Source organism: Cognaticolwellia mytili (assembly GCF_002104475.1).
Lineage (GTDB): Bacteria > Pseudomonadota > Gammaproteobacteria > Enterobacterales > Alteromonadaceae > Cognaticolwellia > Cognaticolwellia mytili.
In genome coordinates this window covers 17,917-36,161 of record NZ_NBOF01000004.1, presented here as the reverse complement: position 1 = coordinate 36,161, position 18,245 = coordinate 17,917, and the positions used below count along the sequence as shown (strand labels likewise).

18 protein-coding genes are annotated in these 18,245 nt (G+C 38.1%); 11 read left to right on the top strand and 7 right to left on the bottom strand.

From position 1 onward, the window contains the following. Positions 1 to 302: 302 nt before the first annotated feature. From B7C41_RS13725 to B7C41_RS13700, 6 genes are all read left to right on the top strand, one after another. Complete coding sequence (locus tag B7C41_RS13725) at positions 303 to 1,685, top strand: alanine/glycine:cation symporter family protein (RefSeq protein ID WP_085299509.1); 1,383 nt, start codon at positions 303 to 305, stop codon at positions 1,683 to 1,685. Positions 1,686 to 2,088: 403 nt separating this feature from the next. Then, positions 2,089 to 2,847 (top strand): 16S rRNA (uracil(1498)-N(3))-methyltransferase, encoded by a 759-nt coding sequence (gene rsmE, locus B7C41_RS13720; protein WP_085299508.1) that lies wholly within the window; start codon positions 2,089 to 2,091, stop codon positions 2,845 to 2,847. A gap of 96 nt (positions 2,848 to 2,943) precedes the next feature. Next, positions 2,944 to 3,900: a glutathione synthase gene (gene gshB, locus B7C41_RS13715; protein ID WP_085299507.1), complete on the top strand. Its 957-nt coding sequence runs from the start codon at positions 2,944 to 2,946 to the stop codon at positions 3,898 to 3,900. A 70-nt stretch (positions 3,901 to 3,970) separates the two neighbouring features. Continuing rightward, positions 3,971 to 4,525, top strand: coding sequence for a YqgE/AlgH family protein (locus tag B7C41_RS13710; RefSeq protein ID WP_085299506.1), 555 nt, complete (start codon positions 3,971 to 3,973; stop codon positions 4,523 to 4,525). Next, positions 4,525 to 4,965, top strand: a complete 441-nt coding sequence (gene ruvX / locus B7C41_RS13705; RefSeq protein ID WP_085299505.1) for a Holliday junction resolvase RuvX — start codon at positions 4,525 to 4,527, stop codon at positions 4,963 to 4,965. Before B7C41_RS13710 ends, ruvX begins: the two co-directional genes overlap by 1 nt. Positions 4,966 to 5,213: 248 nt before the next feature. Then, positions 5,214 to 6,143 carry an AEC family transporter gene (locus B7C41_RS13700; protein WP_085299504.1) on the top strand — a complete coding sequence of 310 codons (930 nt, stop codon included), beginning with the start codon at positions 5,214 to 5,216 and terminating at the stop codon, positions 6,141 to 6,143. A 161-nt stretch (positions 6,144 to 6,304) separates the two neighbouring features. Here the strand turns inward: B7C41_RS13700 and B7C41_RS13695 are convergent, their stop codons facing one another. Further along, positions 6,305 to 6,721, bottom strand: a complete 417-nt coding sequence (locus B7C41_RS13695; RefSeq protein ID WP_085299503.1) for a VOC family protein — start codon at positions 6,719 to 6,721, stop codon at positions 6,305 to 6,307. Between the two features lie 276 nt (positions 6,722 to 6,997). On the opposite strand from B7C41_RS13695, the gene soxR reads away from it, so the two are divergent. Continuing rightward, the gene (gene soxR / locus B7C41_RS13690; RefSeq protein ID WP_085299502.1) at positions 6,998 to 7,450 is read left to right on the top strand and encodes a redox-sensitive transcriptional activator SoxR; all 453 of its coding nucleotides are present in this window, start codon (positions 6,998 to 7,000) and stop codon (positions 7,448 to 7,450) included. 1 nt (position 7,451) lies between these two features. Here soxR and B7C41_RS13685 read toward each other — a convergent pair whose 3' ends face one another. From B7C41_RS13685 to mltF, 4 genes are all read right to left on the bottom strand, one after another. Next, complete coding sequence (locus tag B7C41_RS13685) at positions 7,452 to 7,835, bottom strand: hypothetical protein (protein WP_085299501.1); 384 nt, start codon at positions 7,833 to 7,835, stop codon at positions 7,452 to 7,454. Between the two features lie 302 nt (positions 7,836 to 8,137). Further along, positions 8,138 to 8,674, bottom strand: a complete 537-nt coding sequence (locus tag B7C41_RS13680) for a MarR family winged helix-turn-helix transcriptional regulator (protein WP_085299500.1) — start codon at positions 8,672 to 8,674, stop codon at positions 8,138 to 8,140. Positions 8,675 to 9,236: 562 nt separating this feature from the next. Next, positions 9,237 to 9,380, bottom strand: a complete 144-nt coding sequence (locus tag B7C41_RS20165) for a hypothetical protein (protein ID WP_158089135.1) — start codon at positions 9,378 to 9,380, stop codon at positions 9,237 to 9,239. 183 nt (positions 9,381 to 9,563) lie between these two features. Next, positions 9,564 to 11,000, bottom strand: coding sequence for a membrane-bound lytic murein transglycosylase MltF (mltF, locus tag B7C41_RS13675; protein WP_235839717.1), 1,437 nt, complete (start codon positions 10,998 to 11,000; stop codon positions 9,564 to 9,566). Positions 11,001 to 11,183: 183 nt separating this feature from the next. Between mltF and purL the strand changes: the two genes are divergently transcribed. The 3 genes from purL (at position 11,184) to B7C41_RS13660 (ending at position 16,487) form a co-directional block, all read left to right on the top strand. Then, complete coding sequence (purL, locus tag B7C41_RS13670; RefSeq protein ID WP_085299886.1) at positions 11,184 to 15,110, top strand: phosphoribosylformylglycinamidine synthase; 3,927 nt, start codon at positions 11,184 to 11,186, stop codon at positions 15,108 to 15,110. Positions 15,111 to 15,463: 353 nt separating this feature from the next. After that, positions 15,464 to 15,664, top strand: coding sequence for a hypothetical protein (locus B7C41_RS13665; RefSeq protein ID WP_143764400.1), 201 nt, complete (start codon positions 15,464 to 15,466; stop codon positions 15,662 to 15,664). Between the two features lie 148 nt (positions 15,665 to 15,812). Continuing rightward, positions 15,813 to 16,487: a nitroreductase family protein gene (locus B7C41_RS13660; RefSeq protein WP_085299497.1), complete on the top strand. Its 675-nt coding sequence runs from the start codon at positions 15,813 to 15,815 to the stop codon at positions 16,485 to 16,487. Between the two features lie 62 nt (positions 16,488 to 16,549). On the opposite strand, the gene B7C41_RS13655 is transcribed toward B7C41_RS13660, so the two are convergent. After that, on the bottom strand, positions 16,550 to 16,762 hold the full coding sequence (locus tag B7C41_RS13655; protein WP_085299496.1) for a hypothetical protein: 213 nt from the start codon (positions 16,760 to 16,762) through the stop codon (positions 16,550 to 16,552). A gap of 36 nt (positions 16,763 to 16,798) precedes the next feature. Next, positions 16,799 to 17,146: a ribonuclease E inhibitor RraB gene (locus B7C41_RS13650; RefSeq protein WP_085299495.1), complete on the bottom strand. Its 348-nt coding sequence runs from the start codon at positions 17,144 to 17,146 to the stop codon at positions 16,799 to 16,801. 202 nt (positions 17,147 to 17,348) lie between these two features. Here B7C41_RS13650 and B7C41_RS13645 point away from each other — a divergent pair, with 202 nt between their 5' ends. Next, on the top strand, positions 17,349 to 18,236 hold the full coding sequence (locus tag B7C41_RS13645; RefSeq protein ID WP_143764399.1) for a pseudouridine synthase family protein: 888 nt from the start codon (positions 17,349 to 17,351) through the stop codon (positions 18,234 to 18,236). The last annotated feature ends 9 nt before the right edge of the window (positions 18,237 to 18,245 follow it).

Genomic DNA, 18,245 nt, shown 5'->3' with positions numbered 1-18,245 from the left:
TATTATATTGCCATGGCAATATACATGAATAATTACGCAATAAATTTGATTAAAGAGAAAATAACAGAATTTATAACAGCTTTATCGAAAATAATAAGATTATGTTTTAATTCCATTTTTTTATTTTTATGTAAAATAATGTACATAAACTGTAATTAAAGGTTGCTTATTTTTTCCTAAGTATTTACTTTGTTTCTTATTGGAAACGAAAAAACATGTTTTCGATTTGTTGAATAATCACAAAAATACCAACAATAAAAGTTAGTACTAAAAAATAAAATTACAACAGCAATGAGGTTATTATGGAATTTTTAACGGGTTTGATTTCCAGTCTTAATAGTTTAGTTTGGGGTGTCCCCATGCTAATTATGATACTGGGTGTAGGTTTATTCTTAATGGTTAGCTTACGCTTTATGCCTATCATTAATTTAGGAACAGGATTTAAGCTACTCTGGAGTGGTCGAATTCCAGACACAGATAAGAATGCTAAAGGCGAAATCAGTCCTTTTAATGCATTAATGACATCACTATCAGCTACTATAGGTACTGGTAATATTGCAGGTGTTGCTACGGCTATTTTTCTTGGTGGTCCAGGCGCATTGTTTTGGATGTGGTGTACTGCATTAGTTGGTATGGCTACTAAATTCGCGGAAGCAGTTCTTGCTGTGCGTTATCGTGAAGTTGATGCAAATGGCAACCACATTGGCGGCCCGATGTACTATATCAAAAACGGCTTATCAAGCCGATGGAGCTGGTTAGGTGGCGCATTCGCACTATTTGGCTCGATTGCAGCTTTTGGTATTGGTAATACTGTACAAACTAACTCTGTTGCCAACGCTCTTGAAAGTAACTTTGGAATAGCACCTGTTGCGACGGGTATTATTCTAATGATACTTGTTGGCTTAGTGCTTATGGGTGGCATAAAACGTATCGGCGATGTTGCTGGTAAGCTTGTACCGCTAATGGCTATATTTTATATCAGTGCGGGTGTTGTTGTATTATTCGTACACGCCAATGAAATCCCTGCCGCTTTCGCATTAATTTTTGAAAGTGCATTTACAGGAACAGCTGCTAAAGGTGGTTTCGCTGGTGCTGCTGTATGGGCTGCAATTCGCTTTGGTGTCGCACGTGGTGTTTTCTCTAATGAAGCTGGTCTAGGTAGTGCTCCTATCGCTCACGCGGCGGCTAAAACTAACAACCCTGTTGCTCAAGGCCTTGTTGGCATGTTGGGTACATTCATTGACACACTTGTTGTATGTACTATTACTGGTTTAGCTATTGTTGTTTCTGGAGAATGGACATCGGGTTCAACTGGTGCTGAATTAACATCAAATGCTTTTGCGACAGCCATTCCTTACGGTAACTATATTGTTGCGATTGCACTTACTGTTTTTGCTTTTACAACTATTTTAGGCTGGAGTGTTTACGGTGAGAAATGTGTACAGTACTTCTTCGGTGTTAAAGCAATTATGCCATTCCGTGTACTTTGGATATTAGTTGTGCCAGTAGGCGCGATCGGTTCATTAGAGTTCATTTGGTTACTTGCTGATACGATGAATGCATTAATGGCAATTCCAAACCTTATTGCGCTAGTGTTGTTAAGTCCGATGGTTATTAAATTAACTCGAGAATACTTCGTTAGTGGTGGTAAAGCGCCTGCGGAAATGACTAAGCAAGCAGACTAATCTCTCTTTTCTGTAATCCCAAATAATAAGCCGCCCATTCGGGCGGCTTTTTTATTCCCAAAAATATAGCTTAGGCCTTAATATAAGCTGTAATCGTACTTGGTAAAGTGTTGACTTTCTGAGGCGAGACATTAGTTCAGAAGGTAATGAGCTGGTACTTTATTACTGCAGCTTTAACAAAATATTGTGCAAAGATCACAACATATCGAACTATTTTTCTAGAGACAATTGAATTTGCAGTAAATTGCCCTTACTTACTGGCTATGTCAACAAAGTGAATTAACGCCTAACTTCCCTTGCCAAACAAGGTTATTATAAGCGAATATTGATTTTCATCATCTGTGCGCACACGAAAAATTAAAATATTCATCATGTGCAACTAGTATAACCATGGATAATATTTATGCGTAGTCCTAGAATTTATCAAAACCAAAGTTTTACTGTTGGACAAGTACAACCATTGAGTGACGACGCTTTTGGTCACACGGTTAGAGTACTTAGACTTAAAGAAGGTAATTTAATCACCCTCTTTAATGGCCTCGTTGAAAAAAGTGGCGAACAAAATTGTTATTTTGAATATCAAGCAAAGCTTTGCAACGTTAGTAAGAAACGTGCTGATATTGAAATATTGGCCAAAGAACATGTTAATAATGAGTCACCATTAAATATTCATTTGGGACAAGGTATTTCACGCGGCGAACGCATGGACTTTACTTTACAAAAGTCAGTTGAATTAGGTGTAAATACTATAACGCCAATATTTACTGAGCGCTGTGGCGTAAAACTAAATGATGAACGTTTAGAGAAAAAACGTGAGCAGTGGCAAAAAATAGTTATTAGTGCCTGTGAACAAAGTGGCCGATGCACGGTCCCAGTTGTAGCACCTGCGATTTATTTAGATCAATGGCTAGAACAAGAAAGCAGTGCATTGAAGTTAAATTTGCATCCAAAAGCACAACATTCGATTATGGGCTTGCCGATAGAGAATCAACGTGTGCGTTTACTCATCGGCCCAGAAGGCGGTTTAAGTGATGATGAGATTTATCGTGCAAATAACGCTGATTTTAAAGATGTTTTACTTGGACCAAGGGTACTAAGAACTGAAACAGCAGCATTAACCGCAATAACCGCGCTACAATGTCGTTACGGTGATTTAGCATAACTTGCTCCGTAGACTTAAATAGACAATTAGATATTTACTTGTCTGTAAATATTCAAAAATGCCTTAGCATTTATAAAAATAACAGTAGGAAAAAACATGAGCATAAAAATTGGCGTTGTTATGGACCCTATCTCTGAGGTCAATGTAAAAAAAGATTCTTCAATGGCAATGATGCTTGAGGCACAAGCCCGTGGTTATGAAATTTACTATATGGAGATGCAAGACCTTTATTTAGAACAAGGTGTTTGTCGGGCAACAACAGCAAAAGTTAAAGTATTTAATGATCCTGAACACTGGTATGAGTTGGGCGAGCAAGAAGACATTAATGTTGCTGACCTAGACGCTGTACTGATGCGTAAAGATCCGCCATTCGATACCGAATTTATTTATGCTACCTATATGTTAGAGCGTGCAGAAATTGCAGGCTGCTTGATTGTTAACAAGCCACAAAGTTTACGTGATTGTAATGAGAAACTATTTACTGCTTGGTTTCCTGAGTTAACACCAAAAACATTGGTGACTCGTAACAATCAAAAAATCAGAGAATTCCATAAAGAAAACAAAGATATAATCATCAAACCGCTTGATGGTATGGGAGGCTCTTCAATTTTCCGTATCGGTGAAAATGATCCAAATGTTGGCGTAATTCTCGAAACTTTAACAGCACATTCAACGCAGTATGCTATGGTTCAAGAGTACATGCCTGAAATTGTTGATGGTGATAAACGTATATTAATCGTTAATGGTGAACCTATGCCATATTGCTTAGCGCGTATTCCTGCACAAGGTGAAACACGCGGTAATTTAGCGGCTGGTGGTCGTGGTGTTGCCCGCCCACTAAGTGCCAGTGATAAACTAATTGCTGAAACCATTGCTCCAGAATTGAAAAAACGTGGCTTATATTTTGTTGGCTTAGATGTGATTGGCGATAAAGTTACTGAAATCAATGTCACCAGCCCGACTTGTATCCGTGAAATAGAAGCTGCATATCCAATAAATATTAGTGGCAAACTGATGGACGCCATTGAACAAAACATTACCCGCAAGAATTAAACTAATCTAGATTAGAACGCTCTTTACAGAGCGTTCTTCAACTTTATTTTATTAGCGACAGGGGAATTTTATGGACAGTTTAGAAAATCAATTATTAATTGCTATGCCCAGTTTAGACGACTCCTATTTTAATAAAACCGTGACCTATATTTGTGAGCACAATGCCGAAGGCGCGATGGGTTTGATCATCAATCTACCTATCAACGTTTCATTAAATGAGCTATTAACACAAATTGATGAAGACAAAGCTGAGTCACCTGAGTTAGATCAGCAAGTATTAACTGGCGGCCCAGTTTCTCAAGACCGTGGGTTTGTCTTACACAGTACTCAAGCAGGTTGGAATAGTTCATTAGCGCTGAGTGATGAGGTGATGATCACTACCTCAAAAGACATTTTATTAGCCTTAGGTACCGAGGAAGCACCCGAAAAGTATATGGTGACATTAGGCTATGCCGGTTGGGGCCCTGGCCAATTAGAAGAGGAAATCAAAGCAAATTCGTGGTTAACCACCCCTGCTGACGGCGACATTATATTTAACACCCCAATTGAACAGCGCTGGAAAAAAGCAACGACTATGCTAGGTATTGATTTAGCACATTTATCTAACGAAATTGGACACGCGTAATGGTAAGTAAAGCTCCCATTGGAGAAAGAACGATACTGGGGTTTGACTTTGGTAAAAAATATATCGGTGTTGCTATTGGTCAAGAGTTAACAGGTTCAGCTTCACCTTTAGGCTCAGTTAAAGCCAATGATGGTATTCCACATTGGGATAGCATGGCTAAGTTTATTAATGAATGGCAACCTGATTTTATTGTCGTCGGTTTGCCATTAAATATGGATGGTAGCGAGCAACAACTGACTCTTGATGCGAAAAAATTTGGTAACCGTGTTGCTGGTCGATTTGGTATTAAAGTCGAATTTCAAGACGAGCGATTAACTACAGCAACCGCAAAAGAAGCACTCTTTGCAAAAGGTGGTTATCGTAACCTTAAAAAAGATAATATTGACGCAGAGTCAGCAAAATTGATTATTGAAAGTTTCTTTGAGAGTCAGTATTCATAACTAAGTCGCACATAAATTATCAAACGCTATTGTAATAAATAGCGTTATAATCCTCTTTTCATCGCCAATACTAAGTGAATAGCGCCAGTTTGATTAAGTTTATGAACTTGCTATTCGTAGTAGAAATATTTCAGGGCACGGCGCTCAATTAAGTAATAGTAAGCTATTAAGATTGAGAACAACGCTAACTGAGCTATTTTAACAAGGTCTGGCGAGCAATAATTTAACCAAATTGGTATAAAAGCCTTATGAATATCATCTCAATTATTAGCCCATTAGTGATGGTTGGCTTAATTGGTTTTTTAACAGCCCAAAAAAATTGGTTCAACAAAGCACAAATTGACGCATTAAGTAAATTCACCTTTCATTTAGCGATACCGGCTTTTTTGTTCCAGCAGTTAGCTAATGCTGACTTAACCACGGTAGATTTATCAATTTATGGGGCATTTTATTTGCCAGTATTATTGGTTTATGGGCTAGGGTGGGCTTTCAATTTCTATTTTCATCAAAAGTTACAAGCTAACGCTCCTGCTTCGGCCGTTTATGCCTTAGCAGCCAGCTATTCAAATAACGTAATTGTCGGCATGCCTGTAGCTCTCATGGTACTTGGCGATAGAGTTTTACCGACCATATTCCTTGTCGTAAGTTTACATAGTGCTTTATTATTTGGGCTCACCAGTATTTTGGCGACAAATGATAAACAATTTAATTGGCGGTTGTTCTTAAAACAAACTTTTTATAACCCGTTATTGATTGCAATAACCGGTGGTTTTATCGTTAATTTACTTGGATTTAAACTACCCAACATGATCAATGACAGCTTATTGTTATTAGGTCGGCCCGCAATTACCTTGGCACTTTTTTTACTTGGTGCCTCATTAGCGTTTTATCATATTCGTAGTGAAGTTAAGTTTATACTCTCTGCTAGCATTTTAAAATTACTTTTGCTGCCAGCTTTAGTCTTTATAAGTTGTCAACTGCTCTGGCAATTTCCAGCAATAATAACCGCTACATTAGTTATTTTAAGTGCTAGCCCTACCGGTGTGAATGCCTATCTAATCGCAAAACAACAAGACAAGCATCAAGATACCACTGCTGGTGTAGTAGTGGTTACAACCTTGCTATCAATTGTGACATTGCCACTAATACTCTGGATATTAACTACTTACCTTTTATAGCATTCGAATTTAATGCTATAAAAGGTACTTTGACGAAGGATAAGCAAAATGCTACAGCAGCGCTGTTAAAGTCTAATTCTACGATTATAGATTGAAACTTAGTAATACTTTGAAATAATTATATTTTTCATTTTTATTACCCAGGTTTCAGATTAAGTATATTAATAATCATTTCTTTTCTCGATAGTTTTCGTTAGATATTCAACAAACTCTATCTCATAACCATCAGCATCAATAAAGTAGGTATTATTACGAGTTCCGGGTGCCCCATCCCCCTTCTCACCAATAAAACCTGCATCAGCTAATCTTTGTGTTACTTGCTCTAGCTCATCGGTAACGAAAGCAAAATGACTTAAACCAACTTCAAAGCCGCTATTGTCACGAATATTACTTTCGCCATGATCACTTAGTGCAAGGTATAAGTAATCATCACCGAAATGTAACCAACGCCTAGGTTTTCCACGCCACGTAGAACGCCCTTCTCCACGGATACGCCAATGTGGAAATGCTGCTTGATAAAATGCTAAAGCTTGAGAAATATCTCTAACCACTAAATTTAAATGCTCTAAATACAACATGATACTTTCCTTTTATTTATTTCAATTATCGTTTCTTAGTAGCTCTCTTAATGAGGTAGCGTTATTTATTACTCAAGGTTGTGTTATAGACTTGGAAAAACCTTCGTAATACCATATTTTTATTGGTCGTTAGTTTGTCTTTAACGTTATTACTATTTTTCTTATCCACTAGTTTTTTCATTATTTAGTCTCCTGTGTTAATGTTGAAATCAAGCATAAAACCTCAAGTACTCTTGAGGTAAAGCGTTATTTTCAAATAAATTAAAAGGGATATTTATGTTAGAAGAAGCAAACTTGGGTGTTGGGCAAGTGGCAAAACGCTGTGGCGTTAGAGTATCAACTTTACATTTCTATGAGAGCTTGGGCTTGATTAAAAGTTTACGAAACCAAGGTAATCAACGTCGTTACATGCGCGAAGTATTAAGGCGAATTTCCGTCATTAAAGCTGCACAAAAAATGGGTGTCAGTTTGGAAGAAGTAAAAGCAGCATTTGCTAAATTACCTGACAGCAGAACCCCTACCAAAGATGACTGGCAGCAATTATCCCGTTATTGGCAAAAAGGTTTAGACCAAAAAATAGCTTATTTAGAAAAGTTACGAGATTCACTTGATGGCTGTATAGGTTGTGGTTGCTTATCAATGAAAAGCTGTCCTATTTATAACCCCGAAGATAAATTAGGTGATGATAATTCAGGTGCTGTTTTACTTGAAAGAAGCACAACAGGGTAACTTAAAGCTGTGAAGCTAGCCAAGCTTTTGCTTCAGTTAGATCATAAAACTCTTTGCGATTTAGCAATTCAAATAGCGCCGGCTGCTCATTTTTAACAATATCAAAATAAAGCTTTTGACTATATATGATAGCTCTAGCGCTGCAAGTTTGCTTATTCAGCCATAATAGAAACAAATTAGATATTTTGTGTGCTTCACGCGTGCTGCCTTCATAGGTTGCGCAATTAAGTAATATTCCAAAGTTCTCTTTGTTAAGACTGTCCACTTGGTTTTTAATTTTTTGGCAAACGGTTGTTGTCGCAAACTCATTAAACATACCTGATAAAGTAACGCTCAGAACTTTACCATCAAGAGTGACGGAATAGCTTCCATGTTCAATTGTCATAAGGCACTCCATGACTGTAATTAAATGTAAGGTTTGTTGATCTTTCGAGTTTTTTTACAGCGGTTTGTTAGGCATTTATACCAGGCGAAGCCTTTTATATGATAGCCGCACATAAAAAGGTGATAACACTGTAAAAACCTCCAACAACCACTGTAAAAAAGATTCTGCGAAAAACGAGTTGCAGGAACTGTGAGTAGTATTTGTTTAGCATGACCAGGCTACACGCTAATCACCTCAATCAAAATGCTTTTATTTTGAACAAAATTCAACCACAAAAACTTGACGGGCGCTGAGCATGTATCCTATTTTTCCTGACTTTTCTTATACCAACGTAACAATTCTATTTGCTCTGCTGGGATCTCAATACCTTGGTTGACAAATGACAATGCTTGCTGAGAAAGTAATTGTTCAGCTTTCGCTTCAATTTTTGCTAAGCTCTGAAAGAAGCTTGTTTTTTCCTCTTCTGACAATACACTCTCAAGTGCTTGAGCTCTAGGCTCAAGTATCTCGATTAACTCTTTATACAAACTAGTACCTGAAGCAGTTAAGGATAAATATTGAATGTCTTCATTCGTAGGATCGAGCTTTGCGTTGATCAGCTTTCTTGCTAATAACACTTTCACTGCATGCTTAACATTAGATGAATCGATTCTAGATTGATAAGCTATATCAGCAGACTTTATCGGCATGTACGAGCCAATATTAAGTAACACTCGCATCTCTCTTTGCTCTAAATCAGATAAGCAGCAAATGCTCAGATCACGATTAAGCGCTAACAAGTTACTTACGACGGCGACGCGAAATGGCAAATGATTAGCTAAATCTAACGGGCCGCCCACTAAATCTGACAGCTTAAATACTTGCTCTCTTACTGAAGAAGAAATAGTAACACCTCAAAATAGAATAATATTCAATTTTACTTTACCTTGTCATATAAGATGACACAATAACTATCCTAAACTTAAAGCACATCTTACTTTATAATTATCTAGCCAAACGAAGTATAAATAACCTCTAAACTATATAACGTGCTACATTTTTAACACCAATTTAATACAGAAAATAAGTCCATAAATAAATTTAGACAATCAATCCACAGTATTTTTTTAATGCGTATTGTCACTTTATTAGATAGCAACAAAGATATTCTCAGTATTTTATTTGATGATCAAAGTGTAAAGGTGTTTGTTGAAAAAATGGAGTTTTCTCACCATTTTATTGTTTAATTTTGCAGGAATAGCTAGATATGAAAAACAGTGTGGTAAATGCCAGTAAAAATTGCTTCCATTTACTCACATATAGCGGTTAAAAGCGGGGGAATATCCAAACCTTTTCTCTTTGCCACTAAAGTTTTCAGTTAACAATTTATTTTTTTTGTAAGTGAAGTTAGCAATGCATTAGCTAGTTGCGGTCACTAACTGATAACTCTTCGTTACTATATTGTTCAACACTGAACTGCGTTTGGCGTCGGTTAGCAAGTTTTACTTTATTGCGATGTAATGTTCTTTTTCTCTGATTATTTGATAAACATTTTCTAGTTTTCATTTTACCTCTTTAGTATGCCTAATCGCATACTTTATTTTGATCTAATGTTTTTGTGCTGTTTCCTGATCTTCGTTAGCATAAACAGTAATAATGACAGTTTAATGACAGCACCTCATTTGATTACATTTTTACTAAACAAATAAAAAAAAAATTCAAGCTTCCAATCAATAGTATTATTTTTAGCTACTCGTCAACAACGTTTACCGCTAACTCTGGTTGAGGTGTTAATTTTTTAGTTTGATTATCCATCCAAATCAAGGTGTCGTAGTAACGGCGAATATTTTCTACATAGTTCACGGGTTCATCACCTCGAGCATAACCATATCGGGTTTTCTTATAATATTTCTTTTGCTTTAATAGCGGCAATCGTTCTTTTACTTCTACCCAACGATCGGGGTCACCGCCTTGTTGCTTGGTTATGGTGCGAGCATCATTTAAATGTCCTAAACCAATGTTATAAGAAGCTAAGGCAAACCATAAACGGTCGGGCTCAGGTACTCTCGCGGGCATTCGTTCAACTAATTGCTTAATGTACTTTGCACCACCACGAATACTTTGTTCTGCATCTAATCGACTTTTGATTCCCATTTGTTTAGCCGTCGGCAAGGTTAGCATCATCATGCCACGTACACCGGTAAACGAGCGAGCATGAGGCTCCCAATGTGACTCTTGGTAACTAATCGCGGCTAATAAGCGCCAGTCCATATCTTGGCCGTACTTCTCAAACAATGGCTGATATTTAGGCAACTTCCCCTCAATCGCCTTAATAAACATCCGTGTATCAACATAATTAAACTCTTCAATATGGCCGTAATACTTATCATCTAAAGCTAATAACACACCATTGTGATGAACTTGACCAAAAAATTCGACTAAACTAGCCAAAATACTATCATCACTATTTTTGTCAAGCATCCAAGCAAGGGGCTCAGCTTTATGTACAGTAAATCCGATACTAATTTCCGGATAATAACGACGATTAATGGCTAAGGTATTACTGTCAACAACGGTGTAGTCAATTTCACCGGCTAGTACACTTAGTAATAATTCTTCACTATCTAGTTCATGGCTTACTGTCCAAGTTAATTCAGGGCTAGATTGCTTTAAACGTGTTAAGTTTTCAACATGACTCGACTCCGCAACAATCGCCAAGCTGCCAGTTAAATCACTTAATTTTCTCGGTCTGATATTCCCTTGCTTGAACACCAACTTTTGGCTAACGTCATCATAACTTGGCGCAAAACGATACTGTTGCAAACGATCGTTCGTTACCGATAACCCCGCTGCGAGTAAATCAACCTCACCGCTATTCAGTTGTTCAAATAAGTCGTTGAGGTTATAGCTCGGCATCATCTTTAATTCCACTCCTAAATGGGCGGCATACTTCTTCGCTAGTTCATATTCAAAACCTGCAGGTCCTTCAGCGTCAAGATAGTAACTGGTATTGCCATAAAGCGTACCTACAGTAATGTAGCCGCGATCAATAATACGCTGCAAACTAGCAGGTGATGGTTCCGATTTACAGCCCGATAGCAAGAGTGAGAATAGTAGAAATAACACCGCTAATAGTTGATTACCAACAGCTTTCTTAGTAAATGATTTCATTTGTTTTTTTATCATAGCCTCCATTGTCACGTGAATTCATTTATTAAAAAAGCTCTTTTTGAATATTTATGATTTTTAGCACTAAAAAATTAGCCAAAACGAGACAAATCATTTCTATAATTTAGCCGTTTCATCTATAATACGCGCGTTTTTTATCCTTAATTAATCTAACCGGTGAAATAGACTATGTCGATGTTGATGAAAACCCTTCGCGGTGCGCCAGCACTCTCTGAATTTAGAGTAAACAAGCTACTAAATCAGTGCTCTGAGCTGCAACTGCCCGTCACGGATATCTATGCTGAATTTACCCACTTTGCACATATTACAGAAGAACTAAGCGCTGAAGAATCTCAAGTTTTACAGCAACTTCTTAAGTATGGACCAACAATTGAAGAACATGAACCTGTTGGGCAATTTTTATTAGTTACACCTCGTCCAGGTACAATTTCGCCTTGGTCATCAAAATCTACCGATATTGCACACAATTGTGGTCTTGCAAAAGTTTCTCGTTTAGAGCGCGGTATTGCTTACTACATTGTTGGCGATACATTAACCGCTGACCAACAAGTACAGTTAGATAACTTAATTTCAGATCGTATGATGGAAGCCGTTTTCACTGAGATGGCACAAGCAACTAGTCTATTTTCCACAGCTGAGCCGGGCGAATTAACCGCGATCGATATTGAACATGGTGGTAAAAACGCACTAGTACAAGCAAATGTTAATTTAGGTTTAGCATTAGCTGAAGATGAAGTTAATTACTTATTCGAAAACTTCAGTAAACTGGGTCGCAACCCGCACGACATCGAACTTTATATGTTTGCTCAAGCAAACTCTGAACATTGTCGTCATAAAATATTTAATGCTGACTGGACTATTGATGGCGTAAAACAGCCAAAATCATTATTTAAAATGATCCGCAATACCCATGAAGTAAACCCTGACTTTGTTTTAAGTGCATACAAAGATAACGCAGCGGTTATGGTTGGTAACAAAGGCGGTCGTTTCTTCCCACATCCTGAAACGAATGTTTATGGTTACAACCATGAAGACATTCAAATTTTGATGAAGGTTGAAACTCACAATCACCCTACCGCTATTTCACCATATCCTGGTGCCGCTACCGGCTCTGGCGGTGAAATTCGTGATGAAGGCGCAACTGGTATTGGTTCTAAACCTAAAGCTGGTTTAGTGGGTTTCTCAGTATCGAATTTACGTATTCCAAATTTTGAACAGCCTTGGGAATCAGACTTTGGTAAACCAAGTCGTATCGTTTCAGCATTCGATATTATGATGGAAGGACCATTAGGTGGTGCGGCATTTAACAACGAATTTGGTCGTCCTGCTATTTTAGGTTACTTCCGTACTTATGAAGAAGAAGTTAACTCTTTCAACGGCAGCGAAGTACGTGGTTACCATAAGCCGATTATGCTTGCCGGTGGTTTAGGTAATATTCGTGATGAACACGTACAAAAACGTGAAATTGTTGTCGGCGCACATTTAATTGCCCTTGGCGGCCCAGCAATGAACATTGGTTTAGGTGGCGGTGCTGCTTCTTCAATGGCTTCAGGTCAATCAGCGGAAAACTTAGACTTTGCTTCAGTGCAGCGTGAAAATCCGGAAATGGAACGTCGTTGTCAGGAAGTTATCGATAAATGTTGGCAATTAGGTGAGCAAAATCCTATCGCCTTTATTCACGATGTTGGTGCTGGTGGTTTATCAAACGCTTTCCCTGAATTAGTTTCAGACGGTGGGCGCGGTGGTGTATTTGAACTTCGCAACGTACCAAACGATGAGCGCAGCATGGCACCACATGAGATTTGGTGTAACGAATCTCAAGAGCGTTATGTTATTGCGGTATCAGATGAAAACCTTGATACCTTTAAAAATATTTGTGCTCGTGAACGTGCTCCTTATGCTGTTGTTGGCCGAGCAACAGAAGAAGAACACTTAACGGTAACTGATGAACATTTTGCCGGCAACGACAAGTTAGACACACCAATTGATTTACCATTAGATGTATTATTAGGTAAAACGCCAAAAATATTTAAAGACGTGACGACTGAAGCTGCAACTGGTGATGAGTTAGTCGTTGCTGATATTACTCTAAGTGATGCTGCAGACAGAATTTTATCTTTACCTACTGTTGCTGAAAAAACTTTCCTAATTACTATTGGTGACCGCTCGGTAACGGGTATGGTTAATCGCGACCAAATGGTTGGTCCTTGGCAAGTACCTGTAGCTGACTGTGGTGTTACTGCTTCAGCGCTTGATTCTTACCACGGTGAAGCGATGTCATTAGGTGAACGTACGCCAGTGGCATTACTTAACTTTGGTGCTTCTGCTCGTTTAGCTGTAGCCGAGTCATTAACCAACATTGCTGGTACTGATATCGGAGACTTAAACCGTATTAAGCTTTCTGCAAACTGGATGTCTCCAGCTGGTCACCCGGGTGAAGATGCGGGTTTATACGAAGCAGTTAAAGCTATTGGTGAAGAACTTTGTCCTGCGCTTGGTTTAACTATTCCTGTTGGTAAAGACTCTATGTCGATGAAAACCAAGTGGGACGAAAATGGCGAAGAAAAGTCAGTAACATCACCTATGTCATTAATCATCACCGCTTTTGGTGTTGTTGAAGATATTCGTAAAACCGTCACACCACAATTACGCACTGACTTAGGCGATACTCGCATTGTTGCTATCGACTTATCAAAAGGTAAAAACCGTTTAGGTGGTTCATGTTTAGCGCAAGTATACAAACAACTCGGTAATGAAACGCCAGACGTTGATAGCCCTGAAACATTAAAAGGCTTCTTTAACGCCATGCAAACTTTAGTGCGTGACGAAAAGCTTATTGCTTATCATGATAGATCTGACGGTGGTTTATTTGCCTCGGTTGTTGAAATGGCATTTGCTGGCCATACCGGTGTTGATATTGACTTAACTAAGTTAACTTCGACGTCAGGTAATGATGTTGATGTACTATTTAGTGAAGAGTTGGGTGCGGTTATTCAAATTCGTGAAAGCGATGTTGATGCTATCCACTCGGTATTAGCTGAGCACGGTATTTTAGATTGTTGTACTGATATTGGCCGTATTAATAACGAAGATACGCTACGTTTTAGCCGTGACGGTGCTGTAGTATTAGAAAATTCTCGTACTTACTTCCGTACGCTATGGGCCCAAACCACATTTAGAATGCAATCATTACGTGATAACCCTGAATGTGCACAACAAGAACACGATGTAAAATACGATACGGAAGATCCAGGTTTAAACGCTGAGTTAAGTTTCGACATTAATGAAGACATTGTTGCAGAACTTATCGCTAAAGATGCGCAAAACGGCACAAATCCTCGCATCGCAATTTTACGTGAGCAAGGTGTTAACTCTCATGTAGAAATGGCCGCAGCATTTGATCGTGCAGGTTTTGTGGCAATTGATGTACACATGTCAGATATATTGTCTGGTCGTACTGATTTAGCTGACTTTAACGGTTTAGTGGCGTGTGGCGGTTTCTCATACGGTGATGTATTAGGTGCTGGCGAAGGTTGGGCAAAATCAATTTTGTTCAACAAAGATGCTAAAGCCATGTTTAAAGCTTTCTTCGAACGTGAAGATACTTTCTCTTTAGGTGTTTGTAACGGCTGTCAAATGTTGTCAAATCTGAAAGAAATTATCCCAGGCTCACAAGCTTGGCCACGTTTCGTGCAAAACAAGTCTGAACGATTTGAAGCGCGTTTTAGTTTAGTTGAAATTCAAGAAAATCCATCTATCTTCTTTGATGGTATGGCAGGCTCTCGTATGCCTATCGCTGTATCTCACGGTGAAGGCCGTACTGAATTCAGCTCTGACGATGCTATTGATGCTGCCAATGAATCAGGTACGGTTGCCATGCGTTATGTGGATAACTATGGTCACATAACTGAAACATACCCTGCTAACCCGAACGGTTCACCTGACGGTATTACGGCATTAACAACAACTGATGGTCGAGTCACTATTATGATGCCTCATCCAGAACGTGTGTTCCGTACTGTAGCCAACTCATGGCACCCAGATGAATGGCAAGAAGATTCACCTTGGGTTCGCATGTTCCGCAACGCACGTAAATTTATCGGCTAAGTTTATTGCCAATAAATTAAGGTTTTAAAAAGCGCCGGTGGCGCTTTTTTTATTTATTAGCTTTCATACACGACAACTATACTAAAACCACTTGAAAACTTAGTTTAAAAACTTCCCCTTATTTTTAAGCTACCTCAATTCTAACAGTCCATTTTCGGCTACCAACAAACAATGACAAATGTTGAATAGAAATTATGACTCTTTCTTATATTAATATTGAATAGATAATAGGTTATATATTCTAATTTTGTAAATTATACTTGTTAGTTACCTTAACCATTAATTTATATACTTTGAAATCTTATATTCAATTTAAGCATTTTTTAACATCTTCCATTTTATGGTTCCGAATTGTGCTAAGTTATTGCGTGGTTGGCGCGTTGCTTGTTGCACTGGCTTCAGCTTATTTTCAGAAGGTTAATATATTGCTTATTATCTCAATTATGCTCTTTTCATTTTCTATTGGCATTTATGCAGCAGAAACAACTCGCCGTAAAGAGGGGTTAATACAGTACCAAGAAAAATTACGTCAACAAAAGCATTTACACCACTAATAATTTTTCATCACCTATTTGAATGTTACATAGCAACTTTGCTTACCGTACAGAATTTTCTACACATTAAATATCTGTAACACTTGTACGAACTTGCGTTTTTAAGCTGGTTATCGATAATCTATAAAAAATAATAATAGGAATATTTATGCAAGACCACGACGCTTCACCATTGAACGATTATATAGAATACTCTAGCGAAGAAATGCTACAGCGTTCAGAAGATTTTTATCAAAACATTAAGCGACGCCATAGTATCCGAAGTTTTAGTAGCCGCCCTGTTGCTAAAGAAGTTATTGAAAATTGTATAAAAGCGGCAGGTACCGCTCCAAATGGCGCTAATCACCAACCCTGGCATTTTGTTGCTATCAACAGTACTGATGTAAAAAAGAAAATACGTGAGCAAGCAGAAATTCACGAGCAAAACTTTTATCAAGGACGTGCAGGCGATGAATGGTTAGAAGCTTTAAAACCTTTAGGCACAGATGCAAATAAGCCTTACTTAGAACATGCGCCTTGGCTAATTGCGATATTTAGTGAGAAGAAAGGGGGCTTGTCGACTGAAGACAAAAATACTAATTACTATGTCCATGAGTCGGTTGGCATCGCAACAGGTTTTTTAATTAATGCCTTGCATTCAAGTGGTTTAGTGACACTGACTCATACGCCAAAACCAATGTCATTTCTAAGCAAAGTCTGTGGACAAGGAGATAATAGTCGACCATATATGCTATTAATCGCCGGCTACCCGAGCGATGATGCCACTGTGCCTCATCACGCAACGACAAAAAAATCTCTCAACGATATCGCAACATTTTTGTAGTGAGCCACTAATGAAAAAGTGAAGTAGCGTGACGTTTATTAACGTTTAGCTCCTTCACTATTTTATAGGACGAAATCTAAAGCAATATTGGTGCAACCTTTAGCACAATATAACCCCGTTGTTTTCTTGTCTTCAGGTAGAACTACTCTAATCGGTGTTCCACATTGCTGACAGGCGATATTTCGCCCTGCTAACACCTTTTTTATCAAGGCTTTTTGATCATTAAATGATTTAGCACTAACTTTTTTTAGTCGGCTAAATTGTTGTTCATCCATGTGATTTCCTAAGTTTTCGGTAAATCGATAATAAACTTATTTTGTTGAGTCTATACAGTACCAACCATCATACTTACCTGAGAACGGCGTACAGCTTGTGGTTAAGAGCTCTTGATATGCGGCAATATTCTCATATGTTGCCGACATGAATGGATAAGCGGTAATTTCCCATGGGAAGGCATCATCACCTTGATACGGGCAAAATGAGAGTTTTTGATTATTCTCTAATAGCAATTGACCAAACTTTAACGCTTGCTCTTGATCAGAAAAAATAACTGAGAATTCAAATTCTCTTTCGATAGTTAGATCATCTCCACTCTCTAACATTTGCCACAAAGCGTTACCGACATTATCTAAAGGAAATAATTCTTCATTACGTTGCATTTTGTACTCTCAATTAGGTTTACCATTGCCGCCATTTTATCGTTCTATGACACTAAAAACCAAGCTCAATTGTGCAAAATATAACAGATAATAACATTTTAATTTCGTTTTACCGCGCCAAAGTAAGTGTTATCGATTCAAGTGCCAATTCACTGAATAAATTTGGTAAACTAACTGCAATAAAATATTAGGTAAGCTTGTTTTGAAAAAATTTGAATGTCATATCAACATTGATCGTAATATTAGCATCATTGAAGCATTAAAAATTCAATGTGATTTGAGTGTTGGCGAGATAAAAAAGGCGATTGATAAAGGCGCACTGTGGCATAGTCGCGGTAAAACAACACAACGTTGTCGCCGCCTAAAGAAACCTCTACATATTGGTGACAAGCTACATTTTTATTACGACTTTACTGTTTTGTCCCAATTCCCTACTCCGGCAATATTAATAGCTGACTTAGTAGAATATAGTGTCTGGTATAAACCTTATGGCATGTTATCTCAGGGTTCGAAATGGAGCGACCATTGCACTATTACCCGCTGGGCACAAAAAAACTTACTACCTGAACGAGCCGTTTTCTCTGTACATAGACTTGACCGTGCAGCGACAGGATTAATCTTGGTTGCTCATAGCAAAAAAGCAGCGCGAGCGTTAAGCCTGATGTTTGAGCAGCATCAATTAGAAAAAACCTACCAGATTATTGTTCACGGTAATCACCAACAACGCCCACAACCAGAAACTATTGGATCAGCAGTAGGTGGTAAACCCGCTTGTAGTCATTTTACGCATATTGATTATGATATGAAGCACGACTTATCATTATTGAAAGTTAATATTGAGTCAGGTCGTAAGCACCAAATTCGCATTCATGCAGCAAGCATAGGTTTACCCGTACTTGGCGACAGGCTTCACGGACTAACAATAGTTAATGAGCCTAGTAAAGAGCACAGTGAGGTACTAGACCAGCAAGTTGATTTGCAACTTTGCGCGGTTGAGCTTAAATTTACCTGTCCGATTCATAATATTGATCATAACTTTGCATTACCAGCAAATTTGCGTCCACAATTTACAAAGCTAGGCTTAGAATAAGTTTTTCAG